Annotated in this window: 9 protein-coding genes; 4 read left to right on the top strand and 5 right to left on the bottom strand. The window is 36.8% G+C overall.

Features of this window, described 5'->3' with window-relative positions; translation table 11 throughout:
• The first annotated feature begins 53 nt into the window (after positions 1-53).
• From umuD to N2Z72_04210, 3 genes are all read left to right on the top strand, one after another.
• Positions 54-464, top strand: coding sequence for a translesion error-prone DNA polymerase V autoproteolytic subunit (umuD, locus tag N2Z72_04220; GenBank protein MCX7696884.1), 411 nt, complete (start codon positions 54-56; stop codon positions 462-464).
• Complete coding sequence (locus N2Z72_04215; protein ID MCX7696883.1) at positions 465-1,730, top strand: Y-family DNA polymerase; 1,266 nt, start codon at positions 465-467, stop codon at positions 1,728-1,730.
• Positions 1,731-2,178: 448 nt separating this feature from the next.
• Positions 2,179-3,690, top strand: coding sequence for a HAMP domain-containing histidine kinase (locus N2Z72_04210; protein MCX7696882.1), 1,512 nt, complete (start codon positions 2,179-2,181; stop codon positions 3,688-3,690).
• On the opposite strand, the gene N2Z72_04205 is transcribed toward N2Z72_04210, so the two are convergent.
• From N2Z72_04205 to N2Z72_04185, 5 genes are all read right to left on the bottom strand, one after another.
• Positions 3,687-5,186 carry a hypothetical protein gene (locus N2Z72_04205; protein MCX7696881.1) on the bottom strand — a complete coding sequence of 500 codons (1,500 nt, stop codon included), beginning with the start codon at positions 5,184-5,186 and terminating at the stop codon, positions 3,687-3,689. The two genes, N2Z72_04210 and N2Z72_04205, sit on opposite strands and share 4 nt — an antisense overlap.
• Positions 5,176-6,687 (bottom strand): PepSY-like domain-containing protein, encoded by a 1,512-nt coding sequence (locus tag N2Z72_04200; protein MCX7696880.1) that lies wholly within the window; start codon positions 6,685-6,687, stop codon positions 5,176-5,178. Before N2Z72_04200 ends, N2Z72_04205 begins: the two co-directional genes overlap by 11 nt.
• The gene (locus tag N2Z72_04195; GenBank protein MCX7696879.1) at positions 6,684-7,970 is read right to left on the bottom strand and encodes an adenylosuccinate synthase; all 1,287 of its coding nucleotides are present in this window, start codon (positions 7,968-7,970) and stop codon (positions 6,684-6,686) included. The genes N2Z72_04200 and N2Z72_04195 overlap by 4 nt, the downstream gene beginning before the upstream one ends.
• Before the next feature lie 57 nt (positions 7,971-8,027).
• Complete coding sequence (locus tag N2Z72_04190; GenBank protein ID MCX7696878.1) at positions 8,028-8,477, bottom strand: transcriptional repressor; 450 nt, start codon at positions 8,475-8,477, stop codon at positions 8,028-8,030.
• 116 nt (positions 8,478-8,593) lie between these two features.
• Positions 8,594-11,872 (bottom strand): lamin tail domain-containing protein, encoded by a 3,279-nt coding sequence (locus N2Z72_04185; GenBank protein ID MCX7696877.1) that lies wholly within the window; start codon positions 11,870-11,872, stop codon positions 8,594-8,596.
• A 522-nt stretch (positions 11,873-12,394) separates the two neighbouring features.
• Here N2Z72_04185 and N2Z72_04180 point away from each other — a divergent pair.
• The gene (locus N2Z72_04180; GenBank protein ID MCX7696876.1) at positions 12,395-15,832 is read left to right on the top strand and encodes a helicase-related protein; all 3,438 of its coding nucleotides are present in this window, start codon (positions 12,395-12,397) and stop codon (positions 15,830-15,832) included.
• Positions 15,833-16,030 lie beyond the last annotated feature (198 nt).

Below are 16,030 nucleotides of genomic sequence, written 5' to 3'. Positions count from 1 at the left end.
ATTATTTTGTGTTTATGGAAATGAAAAAGGTTTGGTCAAGTTCTACGTGGACGATGTATTCTGCTTCATCTGAGGCAGCATGTGAGTTTCCGTTCGTCGAAACCATTGCTGCAGGGTTTCCATCTCCGGCTGATGATTTTGCTGAAATGCCTTTAGATATTGCCAAGCTTCTTATTCGAAATCCTTCAGCAACTTTTTTCGCACGCGTAGCTGGTAATTCCATGCAAGACGCAGGAATTGGTGATGGTGACATTCTCGTTATCGATCGCAGCCTCTCACCTGCAGAAGGAAGAATAGCTGTGTGTTTTTTAGATGGAGAATTCACTGTTAAACGCCTTCATTTTGAGAAAGATATCTGCTATCTCATGCCAGCACACTCCGACTACCCACCTATCATGGTAACAGCAGATAACGATTTTATCATTTGGGGCATCGTTACGTATGTGATTAAATCAGTTTTGTGAATGTTTGCGTTGGTGGATTGTAATAACTTTTATGTATCGTGTGAATTAGTTTTTCGACCAGATTTGCGTGGTAAAGTCGTAGTGGTCCTTTCTAATAACGATGGTTGCGTAATTTCTCGTAGCAACGAAGCTAAAAAGTTAGGAATTCCAATGGGAGTTCCTTTTTTTGAAATAAAACCCCTACTGGATCTGCACAATGGAACATATTTTTCTTCTAACTTCATGTTGTATGGTGACATGAGCAGGCGAGTTATGACCCTGTTGCAAGAATTTGCCCCAGCAATTGAAATTTACAGTATCGATGAGGCTTTCCTCGACTTTCGTGGTTTCTCACCTGAACCTTCTCTACGAGAGTATGGATTAAAAATCAAAAAATACATTTATCAATGTACTGGAATCCCCATCAGCATTGGAATTGCTCCAACCAAAGCTCTTGCCAAAGTTGCTAATAAAATAGCCAAAACTTTTCCCGAAAAAACACAAGGAGTTTATGCCATAGACGATGAAAGAAAGAGAGAAAAGGCTTTGAAATGGCTACCGGTTGAAGATGTCTGGGGTATAGGTTCCCGATGGTCTGCACGTTTTCATAAGATTGGAATTAAGACAGCCTATGATTTTACGCAGCTCTCAGACGAATGGGTCCGTAAGCGGATGACTATCGTAGGGCTTCGGTTAAAAAAGGAGCTAATGGGTGAATCCTGTTTTGAATTAGAAGAAAATCTAAATGTTCGGTCAAGTATTTCTGTAAGTCGTTCATTTTATGAAGAACTTACCACTTTTAATGAAGTATATGAACGCATTGCTACGTTTGTCTCGCGTGGGGCTTTCAAGCTTCGCAAACAAAACTCAGTTGCAGGAATGCTTATGGTTTACCTTCGATCTAATCCTTTCAAAAACAACGAAAAAATTTTCTTTCGTCAGGGATTAGCAAGACTTTCGCACCGAACTGATTCAACTATCGAATTGTTACATTATGCTAAAAGCGTATTACAAAAGATTTATGAACCTCATCCCATCAAAAAAGCAGGTATTATTCTTATGGATCTAGTCTCATCCGAGGCGAGAGAACTTTCTTTTTTTCACGAGTATCTTGCAAAACATGAGCAATTAATGCATGTTCTCGACAAAGTCAATGAAAAGTATGGATTTGATACACTTCGAATTGCTGCTCAGCAAGCACCTTTGCGTCACAAAGTATTGCAACAAAAACTTTCCCCATCCTATACCACTCGCTGGGAAGATATTCTAGTGGTCAAAGCAAAATAGAATTAAGGTGTATGTTTTCTTGCTCATATACCATGAAGAGAAATAAGACTTGATTTATTTTCATAGATGGTTTTTTCATTTAATCAAAAAAGGAATTTGAATTTTTTATTTTATTGTAATATAAATTACCGATCTCCATCGTTTTTGAAAGTTTACATGGGGAATTATTTTCAAATTTTTATAATCTTTCCATGAAACCTCACAAAACAATAACATTGAATAGGTTGTTTGAACTGGTGTGAATATTTTATCAGAACTTATTGAAAAATTTTTACTCGTTTAACGGATTCAAGTTTGATTTTAAAACTGCATTCGAGAAAGCATGTTCTTTCCAGCAAGGGATATATGACCCGGAACGATTCCATGATGTATTATTTGTTGCGATAACAGTCATTAGTTCGAACAAAATAGAGTTTTGAAATATACGCTAACTTTGTTTTTGTTTGTTATGTTATCTAGAGCAAAAAAATATCATTGGCAAATTATTTTAATTGTTCTTGGTGGGATCTTTGTTTTGGTATTCGCTTTTGCAGTGAATTTGCTTATTTACTCTGTGGTCAAAGAGGATGAAAATAAAGTTACCCTGTGGGCATCGACCATTCAGAAAAAAGCTGAACTCGTTGACTATACTCGTGAGTTTTTCCAGAAAGTGGAAGAAGAAGAAAAAAAGCGAGTTGAAATTTGGGCAGAAGCCACTAAAAGGCTAATTTATTCTGATGATCGTGAAGATCTGAGTTTTTATATCTATATCATTTCTCGCAACACAACCATACCAGTTGTTTTGACCGATGAAAACTTGAAGATCATTGCTGTAAAAAACGTGGATTTTTCTCCAGATACGGTTCACAACTTAACTGGGAAGCTTTATCAAGAATTTTCTCATAATCCTCCTATTGAGATCAACTATAAATCCATTCGTAATTACTTGTTTTACAAGGAATCAATCTTATTCCACGAGCTTAAAAAAATGTTGGAAGATCTGATTGGTAATTTTCTAAGTGAAATAGTTCGAAACTCTCTTCAAGTTCCTGTAGTCATTTTAGATTCAACCAAAACACGAGTCGTTGCTAAAGGAAATTTGCCTCCTAATTATGACACTGATTCTATTAAATTATGGAAATTTATTAACCAGCTCAAATCCGAAAATACCTATTTAAAGATTAAACTTAAGGATGGCACAACACATTATGTCTACTATCAGTCGTCACCATGGGTAAAAAACATCAAATGGTCTCTCTATTTGTTAGTGGCAATTTTGATATTTATGATTTTGCTCATATTTATTTACTATTCTACGTTTAAACGAGAGGAACGGCACAGAATTTGGCTCGGGATGACCAAAGAGACAGCTCATCAATTGGGGACACCGTTGTCTTCTTTGGAAGCCAAAGTGGAAATGCTTGAGATCGAAGGTGTTAAGTCACCTTATATTCAAGAAATAAAGCAAGATTTAATGAAATTACGTGGTGTACTTGATCGTTTCGATAAAATTGGAACTAAACCTCAACTGGAAAAAATGAATATTTTGCCACTCATTCAAGAAGTTATTACGTACATACAAAAAAGAAGTCCTTCCAAAATACGTTTTCATTTTCAAATCAATGATGTTATGGAAGCCTATGCTAAAATTAACCGGCAACTTTTTATGTGGGTGATGGAAAATGTTTTAAAAAATGCTGTAGATGCTCTCGTATCGGAAGGAGATATCATTATCAGGGTTTTTAAAGAAAGAAAAAGAATCATTATTGACGTGGAAGATAACGGAAAAGGCATTCCACGTGCTTATTTCAAGAGAATATTTGAACCTGGATTTACTACAAAAAAGGGAACAGTTCGAGGTATGGGCCTGGCTCTTGCAAAACGAATTATAGAGGAAGATCATCACGGCAAAATTTTTATTCATTCGTCGACACTAGGTAAAGGAACGATTGTTCGTATAATATTGCAGACAGAAGGTTAAAAACGAAACAAATCGCCGACTGACTGAGGTCTTAGAAGCAAATGTTGATGAAAACCTTCTAATATTTTTTTTTCTTTTGGAATTTGATCGTATGGATAAATCGAACCTTTTATCTTTTGGTAAAAAAATACCTTTTCTATTTCTTCGTTTTCAGAAAAAAGAATAGTCATTTTTTCAGCCTGGCTGTAATCTGCAGCTACTCCACGAACAGAGTCATCGATAAAGTAAAGAATTTCACTTTGGTTGATAACGTTCATTTTTGAAATTTGACCAGATTGGAAGATGATCTGAATATTTTTTCCTTTGACTTGGTTGTAGCTATCTTTTTTGAAAGGGTAATGAATGAAAGCGTTGGATTTGAGCATGACTTCTTTGATGCTTTTATTTCCAAGTAATGATTGGATAGTATCGGAAATTGCTTGAAATTGATCGTACCATATGATGGGAAAATAATAGAGTTTTAGGATTGAATCAGCTGTCGTATAAAATAAAGAATCACAACGTCCTTGAAGTTGAGGGTGGTAAAACCGCACCTTATGAAAAGCTGCCACACATCTTTGTTTCATACTGTCTACATACGAAAACAACGTATCAGCATGTAAGTATAGAGTGTCGTTTTCTTCATTCCAGGTAAAAAAAAGTGCACTGTCTGTTAGTAGTATTGAGCTATCTAATTGCCGATATAGAGCAAAATTTGAAGTAAACGCAGTTCTTTCATTGGTGTCCGTAAAATGGACACGAATAAATCCTTTTCCTATTTTACTTTTATCATCATAAAAAATAGTATCGGCTTTCAGAATAGAACTACGATAGCGAAGAAAAGCACTATCCCAAGCTTTAGCTGTGAGTTTTATGCTATTAAACCACCCCATTTTAAACCAAAGATGCGTTGAGTCGTATGTAATATGTGTTTTTCCGAAAAAACTAAGAATCTCCGTATCCGTATTGTAAAGCATGGAATCAGAAGTTAACTTGTATTTTGTTCCTTCAGCTTGTACGTTGAATCGAAAGAAAAATTCCTTACGATCGGTAAAATAATACCCATGTTTACTTTTGAGTGTATTGCGTGGATCCTGGATAATACCACCATCCAAATAGTAGGCCTGTTGCTGATTAATATCATAAGATAATTCTTTAGTTAGGAGACGTATGCTACCATCGCGCAATTCTACTTCTTTGCCTCGTAAGTGGACTAGTTTCTTATCTCCATCATAGAAAAGTTCATCTCCGTAAGCACTAACAGAATCATTGATTTGTATGTGAACCTTACCGAGAGCTTTTACAGAATTGGAAGATAAGTAAAAATAGGCACTATCGCAAAAGAGTAAAGAGCCATCATGTTCAAAAATTACATTTCCAATTAATCGCTGAACGTCAGGATTGACATCCTTGTTATATTCAAGGACGTTAGCATTTTGTAAGAGTACTTTTTTATTTTGAGCAACCAGAGAGTTTGCTAAGATAAGATATAAGAAAAAACATCTTTTAATAAACATTCTCTTCTCGAACAAATTTACCTTTTATGTCGTAGAAAACCCTTTTTCTTTCCTTATATCCTTGTTTCTTAATTATCAAACTATAAATGAGCTGATTATTTTCGGTAATGATAATACCTTCTTTGAAGGAGTAATCGGGATAATTTGTTTTAAGATGGTTAATGATGATAGAGGGAAGATCTTTGAGATAAACTGGCTGACCATCAATAAGATTTGGATCACTTATATCCGGATTATCTTGATCTAAGTATTCAATAAAATAGGTTTCTTTTTCTTGTTTCAATTTGTTAAAATATTCATCATTTTCGTCGATGTAATCAGCAAGAATTTCATTTTCGAGTTTACCATTTCCCGAAAAATATAATTCATGATAAACCATCGGATCATTGATCCATGTGGGACTGTAAATGAGAACAAGAATATATTTTTTCTTATCGGCTGTGACGACATTTTGAGCTTCGTGCAAATCAAGACCAGGATAATTTTTTTGAATATAAGATACAATTTGAGGGGCAAGGCTTTTTGGTGGTATGAGGGTCACTTGTTTGAGAAAATTTCCTTTTTGGTCAAAATGCATGCGGCATTCATTGTTTTTTACAGGATCGACATAAGAAACCACATATTCTTTATTAATGGTATCCCAACGAACGTTTTCAGATTTTTTAGCTTTCTTGTTGAAATAATCTAATGCAGCTGTTGGAACCTTGCTTTCAGGGATAGGAACACGTTGTTTAGCTGTCTTTTTATCAGATTTTTTCTCATTCTTAGCTTGTTTTTGCTCATTTTGACTAGTGAGAACTTCTTTGCTTTCAACTTTTATTAAAATTCCTTGAAAGTCGAACCAGAGTTTTTGCATATCTCCAGCAGAGTTTGATAGAATAACGTGATATGCATTACGATATGTTTCATCATTAAGGATGTAGCATTCTTTGATAGAATAACCTGGATAATTTTTCATAATGTACGACGTAATGTTGCTCGGAAGTTCTTTAGGATGTACGGGTAATTTTTTTTCTTTTTGTGTATTACCACCTTGAGATGTAAGGTCCTGGGATTGGTTTTGGGAAGACTTTTGTTCCACATATTTGCCAGAAGCGTCGTAGGTAGCGGTAATGATGATATTATTTTGTTCTAGTTCAACGCGAAATTCAGATTTGTCTTTGTTGTCTACCCTAGTAATTGATTTCACATTGTATCCGGCAAATTCTTGTGAGATGTGTTTTTGCATGTTCCTGGGGCAATTTTCGATGAAATAATCCTGTTGGGTTTCTACCCATCGTCCTGACTCCATGATATAAACACGCGTTGATAAGCCATTCAAGGTGAATTTAGCCATGTACTGAGAACCGTCGGTATACCATTTAGCCTGCTCGTGTTGTGGATAAAGGTTATCCAACTTAGAACTAACCACAACGGGTACTTGCGAAGTTTCTTTAAAATTCTGTCCGTAAATAACAACAAAAAAACTTATAAATAAAAAAAGAAAACCTGTTTTTTTCATATGTTTTTCTTTATCAATTGTTCACGATCAGGTCCAAGGGAAATGGCTGAAATGGATGTTTCAATTTGTGATTCGATATAACGAATAAATTCATGAAGATTTGGGGATAGATCATCAAATTGTTTGATGTTGACTAAGTCATGATCCCAGGAAGAAAATGTACGGTACAGAGGAATAACATGATTAAAATTTCCTGAAACGGGATGAGTATAACTTTTGTTGTTTACTTGATAAGCATAGCAAATTTTGATCGAATCCAAATCAGCAAGGACATCGGCTTTAGTCATAATGAGATCAGTTACACCATTTATCATGATAGCATAGCGAAGGGCAGGGAGGTCGAGCCAGCCTACTCGTCGGGGCCTACCGGTGGTAGAACCGTACTCATGCCCTAAATCACGAAGCATATTGCCTACTTCAGAGTTGATTTCGGTTGGAAATGGCCCATTTCCAACACGTGTGCAATATGCTTTAAAAACACCAAAAACTCGCCCAATTCGTTGAGGAGGCACTCCAAGACCACTTATGACTCCTCCGATGGTGGTATGGGAGGAAGTTACATAGGGGTAGGAACCAAAGTCAATGTCCAACAATGTTCCTTGAGCTCCTTCAGCAAGAATTCTCTTTTTCTCATCGATTGCTTTGTTTAAATAAATTTCAGTGGAAACGATGTTGAATTTTTTTAGAAGTTCGATAGAAAGAAACCATTTTTCTTCGTATTCCTGAAAAGAATATCCTTCCAGTTTAACTTCATTAATATCTATTTCTCTTAAGCTTTCGAGATGATGATTACGTAAGGTTTTGTAATGTTCAAAAAATGAAGAATGAAAAATACTTTCAACGCGTAGCCCTTTTCGAGAGTATTTGTCACCATAGGAGGGTCCTATCCCTTTAAGGGTACTTCCAATCTTATTATCACCTCTCTTTTTTTCTTGGTAGTAATCTAAAAGCTTGTGAGTAGGAGTAATAAGGTGAGCTTTATTGCTTATGAGAAGATTATTCTCAGGAAAAAGCCCAACCTTTTTTAACATTTCATACTCAAATGAGAATAAAACGGGATCAATAACTGTACCATTGCCAATTACATTGATAATATTCTCATGAAATATTCCACTAGGTATGATGTGCAAAATATATTTATTGTTATTAAAACTAATGGTATGACCTGCGTTGGGTCCTCCTTGAAAACGTGCAATGATATCGTATTCAGGTGCCAAAGCATCCACAATTTTTCCCTTCCCTTCGTCGCCCCATTGAAGGCCTAAAACAACATCTAATTTCATCTAGTTGGTTTATTCACAAAATTAATATGTTTTTCGGATAAATAATAAAATCGGTCTTTACTTGTCTTTTACTTTGCATGAACTACAAATACCATATAGAATAAAAGAATAGCTGGTTATGATGAAATTATGTTGTTGAGAAAATTTTTCTTTGATTGCATCCAGGTCGGGAAAAGAGAATTCAATAATTTGCTTACAACGAATACAAATAGCATGATCATGCATATCAAATCTAAAACTTGGCTCATATTGTGCGCATGCTTCACCAAACTGATGTTTAACTACTAACCCAGCTTCGACGAGAAGGTCGAGTGTGCTGTACAGAGTAGCTTTACTGATATGAATTTTTTTATTCTTTAAATAGATGAACAGAGTATCCACATCAAAATGACGTCGCAAATTGTATATTTCCTTTACAATGATATATCGTTCACTTGTTTTCCTAAGTCCTTTCTGTTGTAGAAAATTTGAAAACAACTGTATGACTTCATCTTGCGATAATACCATAACTCGATTTTTTCGAGGTAAATATACAAAACTTATTTAGAATAATTTAAGATTAATGAAATATTACAAAAAAAGGTTACCGCAAGGGTAACCTTCAAGATGAAATCGTTCGTTTTTTATTGTTTTATCAATGAGAAATGTTTTGAGCCTCGAGTAGTGTAAACACTAACGATGTAGACGCCTCGAGAAAGATGCTCCACAGAAATATCGAATGAGTTTGTATGAGAAGGTGATGTTTCTTCGAATACTATTTTTCCTGTAATTGATATGATTCGTATAGAATATACAGGATCAGCACTTATTAATTTAATTCTATCGGAGAATGGGTTAGGATATACAACGATGTTGACATTGTCTTTTTCTTCAATATTTTGTAAAATGCACAAGGAGTTGGGATCAGCGTAAACCCCGTAACCATTTATTTCTCCAATCCATTGGTTAGAAACATACCAGTTTGAAGGTAAAGTATTGTCAGCATTAGGATCGCAAAGTGTCAGTGATCTTCCAAGGCCGTTGGCTTGTGTAGGCCAAGGTGAAGAAGGTAGGTAATAGACAGAGTCAACAGTTCTTCCTTGGTTGTCTTTCAGGACAATGAACGTACCGCTATTACTCAATCCTGTATTAGAAATTTGTATAGAATTAACGTTATAAAAACTGTTTACAGCAGTTTTACGTGGAGCGAGAATGACAAATCCTTGGGGTTGTATGACTGTAGACTGACTAAAAGTATATTGAGCTCCCCCATATTTAAGGACGTAATTGATCAGATCTACGCTAGCGTTGTCGTTGTTATAAATTTCAATGAATTCTAAACTATCTACACCACTTTCAGGGGGATTATACATAATTTCTGTAATGACAAGTTTTTTGGTAGTTGTTGAGGTATCATAGATCAGTTGCAGAATATAGGGTTGAGGCATGATATTATATGCGAGATCAGATATGTTTTGCACGGTAAGGTAATATACGACATTAGGTGTAAGTGGTGTTAAGAGGGCAAGAGTAGCAACAGTTTGCGAAGCATCAAGAGTTACGTTCGTAATGGCACCAACACCAGAATAATTTGAAGCTGTGGTTGCTGATATGGTTTCCACAGGTTCGTTGAAAGTAACTTTAATGGTTGTAGCATTGACGGCTTGAGCAGAAATTGGTACTGGTGGTACGGTATCTATGGGAGAAGGGCAACCTTGCCCAGGATCAGCATATACTGTTACACCATTGACAACTCCAAAAGCTTGATGACCTAATGTCCAGGAACTTGGATCATTGTTATCGCTATTTGGATCGCATAGAGATAATGAGTAACCACCACCATTGGCTTGGGTAGGCCAAGGACTTGAAGGCTGATACCTGACTGAATCTAATAAGTTATTCTGAGCATCAAATATTTTGATGGTAGAACCAGAATTACTTAGTCCTGTGGTAGCACCTTGATAGAAATTGAGACCATAAAAATTGGAAGCTGCTGAAGCTTTCGGAGCATAGAGAAAGTATTGATGAGGTTGAAGGAAATAATTTTGGGTAATGGTGTGAACTGCCGACCCATGTTTGATGGTAAAATTCTTCAAATTTACAACCCCATTACCGTTGTTGTAGAATTCTATAAATTCTAGGCTATCTATACCACTTTCGGGTGGATTGTACATAATTTCTGTAATAACGATATTAGGAATGAGGTTGTTGGTATCAAGGTAAATGATAAATTGTACGGGTTGAGTCATCTGGTTGTTGTTCAAGTCTTTGATGTTGTTGATAGTTAATGTATACATGGTAGCATTTTGTAAAGGTGATGACAATTGAAGAGTGGCAGTATCTTTGGATGAATTTAAAACAATATTAGAAATGGTGCCAAGGCCAGTATAGTTGGCGGGATTGGTACCCGTTACTGGGTCGATGGGCTCGTTGTACGATACTTTTACTGTAGTAAAGTTCGTGGCCCATGCATTGATAGGCGTAGGTGGTGTATTGTCGGGCGGGGTCGTACAGAGTTGACCTGGGTCAGCGTAGACTGTATATCCATTAACAACACCAAAGGCGTTTGTTCCAAGTCCCCAGTTAGCAGGGTTGTTGTTATCGAGATTTGGATTGCATAACGATAAACTGTAACCTTGACCATTGGCAGCTGTTGGCCATGGTGCATTGGGTAGGTATCTAACTGAGTCAACGAACTGACCACTAGGAGTTAAAATTTTGATGGTTGTTCCGGAATTACTAATTCCATTTGTAGGACCCTGATAAAATGTCATTCCATAAAAATTGGATGCTTTTGCAGCCTGGGGAGCTATTAGGAAAAAGCTTCCAGATGATAATAAAATATGATTGGGAAACACATAATTTATTGAACCGTAGCGTAACGTAAAGCCTTTTAGGTCAATAGTCTGAGGGCCATTATTATAGATCTCAATGAATTCGAGGCTATCTATTCCGCTTTCTGGAGGATTGTACATGATTTCTGTAATCACAAGTTGAGGAGGCAACGTATCGTAGAATAGGGTAAATGTGAATATACTGTCCATCACATTGTTGGAAATATCGCGTAAGTTGGAAATATGGAGGATGTAAGGAGTAGCATTGGCCAGGGGTTGAGTTAGAAATAAAGTAGCAGTATCTTTACTCGTATTGAGTTTAATCGAATCCATGCTACCTACTCCTTGATAGTGCGATGGGTTTGTAGCAGCTGTATCGGCTATGGCTTCATTGAAAGATACCTTTACACGTCGAGGTGTGACCACCCACGCATTCAAGGCAAGAGGTGGTATGGTATCTATGGATCCACCTCCTATAGGTGTACCCTTAATCAGAATATTGTCGAGGCGGTTATTTCCACTTGCTGATGTTGCACCATTAACAGTAACTCTTAAATAAACAGTAGGCTGATTGTTCATGGCTGTTATAGAAGAGAAATCGAGAGAATACAAGCGGAATGTCCCATCACGAGTAATGGTTATAGTTCCTATTGAAATGAAGTTAATCCCATCTACGCTGTATTCAAAAAGATGAGAAGAAAAGCCTGTCGAAGTTGCACGCACCACATAGCTCAATTGAATATTATTCTTGCCAGTTGTAGAAAAAACAATGACAAAACTTTTTCCGTTGGCAGAGTTACCCACAAGAGCAAGAGCTTGACTGGCATTGGGGGTAGGACGGTCATCGTTGAGGGTCGTTCCACTGAATGAATTGAGTTCTGTAGCTTGAACCCAACTACTTGACCCTTGAGTTCCATTGAGATAGATGGTAGCGACCCCCTGCTGAATGCCACCTTCGGCTGCTATCACTACTGGCGTGTTAGGAGAAGCTGGCAATCCATCAAAGTACCAACTGGCTAAAGTTTGTTGTTGTGAAAAAAACGATATGCAAAATAAACTTACAAAAGCAAAAAAACAGATCTGTTTCATCTTTTTTTTCAAAATTAACTCTTTTTTCTGTAATGACTGTAAAGAAATCATTAAAAAATCTTAATCACTACCCTCAAATACAATCAGTGTAGGCACTCAATGTTAAATGTTGCATCGTAAGAAAGATTTACATAAAGATTCATTAGCCATGAATGTAACCGTTCCGTAGTGAATTTTCTGTTATGCGGAGCAAAATAACTCAATGAAGTTTGCCAAAGAAGAAATTTGTTAAGAAAAGGGTAAAGTTCAATTTCAATGCAAAAAATCATGTTGGTGTTTTTATGAAAATGAAAAAAACGCTGAAGTATGTCCAATGTGTAATATATGTGGAGGAGGCTAGCATCTTTGTTAGCAAAAGCTACGGCAAAGATATTGGAGTATAATAAAGGGGGGTGGAACTGGTCTCCATGCCACGGAAAACTCGGGCAAGGATATAGAAATACAATAGGTAATTAGTTGGTAAAATTGGTCTGCTGTAAAAATAAATTTTTATTTTTGAATAAAAATAAACATCTAATATCCATGTCGAATTTTATTACCAACAATCCAACTCGAGAACTGAAAAAAAGAATTACTGAAATTATAGCGTTTAGCCGTGAGTTGAAATTTCTTGTTGGTTTTTTCTATTTTTCGGGTTTACGAGAGCTCATGCAAGCGCTACAGGATAAAAAGGATGTCAAACTTAAAATTCTCGTGGGTCTTGATGTAGATCAGGTGAACGGCCGGTTGCTCGAATATGCTAACAATGAATACCTAAGTGATGAGGAAAAAATCGAATCTTTATATCGATCTGTTCGGCGGGCTTTAAATAGTGATGATTTCGACAACAAAGACTTTTACGAACAGGTTGGATTTTTCTTGCAACTTATTGCTGAAGGTAGAATCGAAATCCGGAAAACTTTTGAGCCCAATCATGCCAAGCTTTATCTTTTTAATTTGGACGACCAACAAAAAATTACGAAAAGCTTATTCATTACCGGTAGCAGCAATTTAACACAAGCCGGTCTTTCCAAACAAAACGAGTTTAATGTTGAAATTTCAGATTATGGATTCGACGATGCCGAGCGATATTTTGATAAACTTTGGGAACAAGCAGTAATAATAACCGAAAGGGAGGATGTTAAAAAACGCCTCATTGAAATCGTTGAACATCAAACGCATGTTAAAAAAATCTCTCCTTTCGAGGCTTATCTGTTGGTACTTAAATCGTATCTTGAATCGTATGAGCATAAAGACATAGGTACTTATATTCCGCAGTTTCTTGAAAAAATAGGCTACAAAAGCTATCGATATCAACTCGATGCTATCAGAATGGGTTTATCGATCATTGAAAAGCATCATGGGGTAATTGTGGCCGATGTAGTAGGGCTTGGAAAGACCATTATAGCCTGTGCCATTGCCAAGGCTTTAAAAAAACGTGGCATGGTCATATGTCCTCCAGGTTTGATAGGTGACGATAATAAAACTGAGGGTTGGAATAAGTATCTCGATCAGTTTGAACTTCACGACTGGGAGGTAAGGTCGATAGGAAAGCTCGAAGAAACGTTTCAGTATATCAAGGAACACAATGATTTTGAAGTAATCATTGTCGACGAAGCTCATCGTTTTCGCAACCCCGATACTCAGGGATATGAGCTTCTCAAGAACATATGTCGTGGGCGCATAGTTATTTTGCTTACTGCAACCCCTTTCAACAACAGCCCCGACGATATTCTTGCTTTGCTCAACCTGTTTATTGTGCCTCGAAAGTCGTCGATTACACTTGATAGCAATATAATCGATGAGTTTCGAAGCTTTAGCAACGAATTTGACATGCTTGCTTATATCCGAAAAAACTGGCAGTCGAAAGATTCTACAAAAAAATCTAAAGCTCGAGAATACTATAAAAAGCTTTTCAAAGAAGAAACTATTAATTTATCGAAGGTGACAAGAAGAACCCGACAATTAGCTAAAAAAATTCGCAATGTTATTGAACCTATTACGATACGTCGTAATCGGCTTGATTTGCAGAAAAACCCCGACTATAGCAATGAAGTGAAAGAACTTTCGATTGTCGACGATCCTATTGAATGGTTCTACGAACTTACCCCTCAGCAGTCGGCGTTTTATGATGAAATCATAAGCTCGTACTTTGCTGACCCCGCCGAAGGAGGACGATTTACGGGTGCCATCTATCGCCCTTACGAATACGAAGTGGGAGTTTCCTCCATCAAAGAAAAAGATTCCCAGAAGACCCGCGAATTTGTCCAGCAGTTAAACCTCTATAACCTCATGAGACGTTTGATTGTCAAACGTTTCGAAAGTTCGTTTGGTGCATTCGAAAAAACTATACGCAATTTCCGACGAATCACTCAAACGGTTCTCGATTTTATAAAAAAAACCGGCAAAGACAATCCGCTTGATGGTGAATATATTCTCGATCGCACCCTGCTCGAAGATATCATAAAACTTTCCGATGAGGATGAAATCGAAGAAAAACTTAACGAATATGAAGCCCAAATTCGCAATGGTGTTTATCCCAAAAAACATAAGCGATACAAAATCGGATCCTTTGCTGAAAAAGTTAAATTTATTGAAGATATTCACTCCGACCTTAAGCTTTTCGACGAAATCCTAGAACGCTTAAACAAGTATGAGCTTTTGACTCAGGATCCTAAAGCTGCTTGCTTGATAAAACACCTCAATGAAAGATTTGGAGATTCTGCTCGAATGGAAAAACCCAAGAGAAAAATTATTATTTTTTCGGAGTATGCCGATACGGTCGATTATCTCTATCAGTATATCAAAAAAGCTGATCCTCGTTTAGAGCAACGCACGTTGGTAGTGAGAGGTAATCTTACACAAGAGAAGTACGAAGCTATTGTAAAAAATTTTGATGCAGCCCATCCTCATCAGACCGACAATTACGATATTTTGCTCTGTACCGATAAATTGAGCGAAGGGTTTAATCTCAACCGAGCAGGAATGATCATCAACTATGATATTCCTTGGAATCCCGTAAGAGTAATTCAACGTTTGGGACGTATCAATCGCATCAGTAAAAAGGTTTTCGAGCGGTTATATATCGTGAATTTTTTCCCTACCGAGAAGGGTGCAGAATTAGTAAAATCGCGCGAGATTGCCCAGAACAAGATGTTTATGATTCATAATACCTTGGGCGAAGACGCTAAAATTTTCGATATTGATGAAGAACCATCGCCCGCCGGACTGTATGGTAAAATTATGCAAAACCCCGACAAAGCAGAGGAAGAAAGCTTTTACACTAAAGTTCTTAACCGCTTCAACGAGTACAAAAACAAATACCCCGATATAGTGGATCGATTGGCCAATTTACCCAACCGTATAAAAGTTGTGAAACCATCGGAACACGACAATTTGATTTTAGTTTTCAAAAAAAACCGTTTGTATATCCGCATGTTGCAGCCCACCAATAACGGTGTGGATATTCAGGAGGTATCGCTCGAAACAGTGCTCGATGAAATAGAATGCCAACCCGATACTGAAGCGCTGCCTCTGGATAATGATTTTTGGCAACAATACGAAATGATAAAAAAATTTGAACCAAAAGTCGAGTCTTCGATCTCAGAACAAAGTGTTGAAAAAATCGCACTCAATAAACTCGATTATTGGATACGCTCGAACAAACCTGAACTATTGCCCATCAAGCCTTTTTTACGAATGTTGCGTGAAGATATAATCGACTATGGTACCTTGTCGCAATATACGCTGCGGCGTATAGCCAACCTGAACAACGACAATAGTAATTTCCAGAAAATCGTTGACGAAATCAATGTTTTACGAAATGAGCTGGGAGATCATTACCTCGAAAAAGAAAAAACACGATTACCGAAATCAGCACCAGAAATCATTGTGGCTATTAAAAACAAGCAAAAAGCTCGTAACAAGGCAAGTGCTAGTGAAATGGAAAGTGAAACTAGCATTCCTTTCAGTGAAGTCTGACAAGAATCTTTAAAACTCCATGGCATGATTTTCCTCCATATAAAAATATATCCATGGTGGACAAATCGATTGTTGAGGAACTGACCAACGAATTTGGGATTGAAAATTTGATTCATTTTTTTCGTCAGAAGGCGCAGTCGTTTATTTTGTTGCAAAGGAGGGTTGGTCAATACGATGATTCATTTTTTTCGGATTGTA

Source organism: Bacteroidales bacterium, assembly GCA_026418905.1.
In the GTDB taxonomy this organism is placed as follows: Bacteria; Bacteroidota; Bacteroidia; order Bacteroidales; family DTU049; genus JAOAAK01.
The sequence above is the reverse complement of the archived record's forward strand: the minus strand, read 5'-3'. Positions and strand labels throughout refer to the sequence as shown.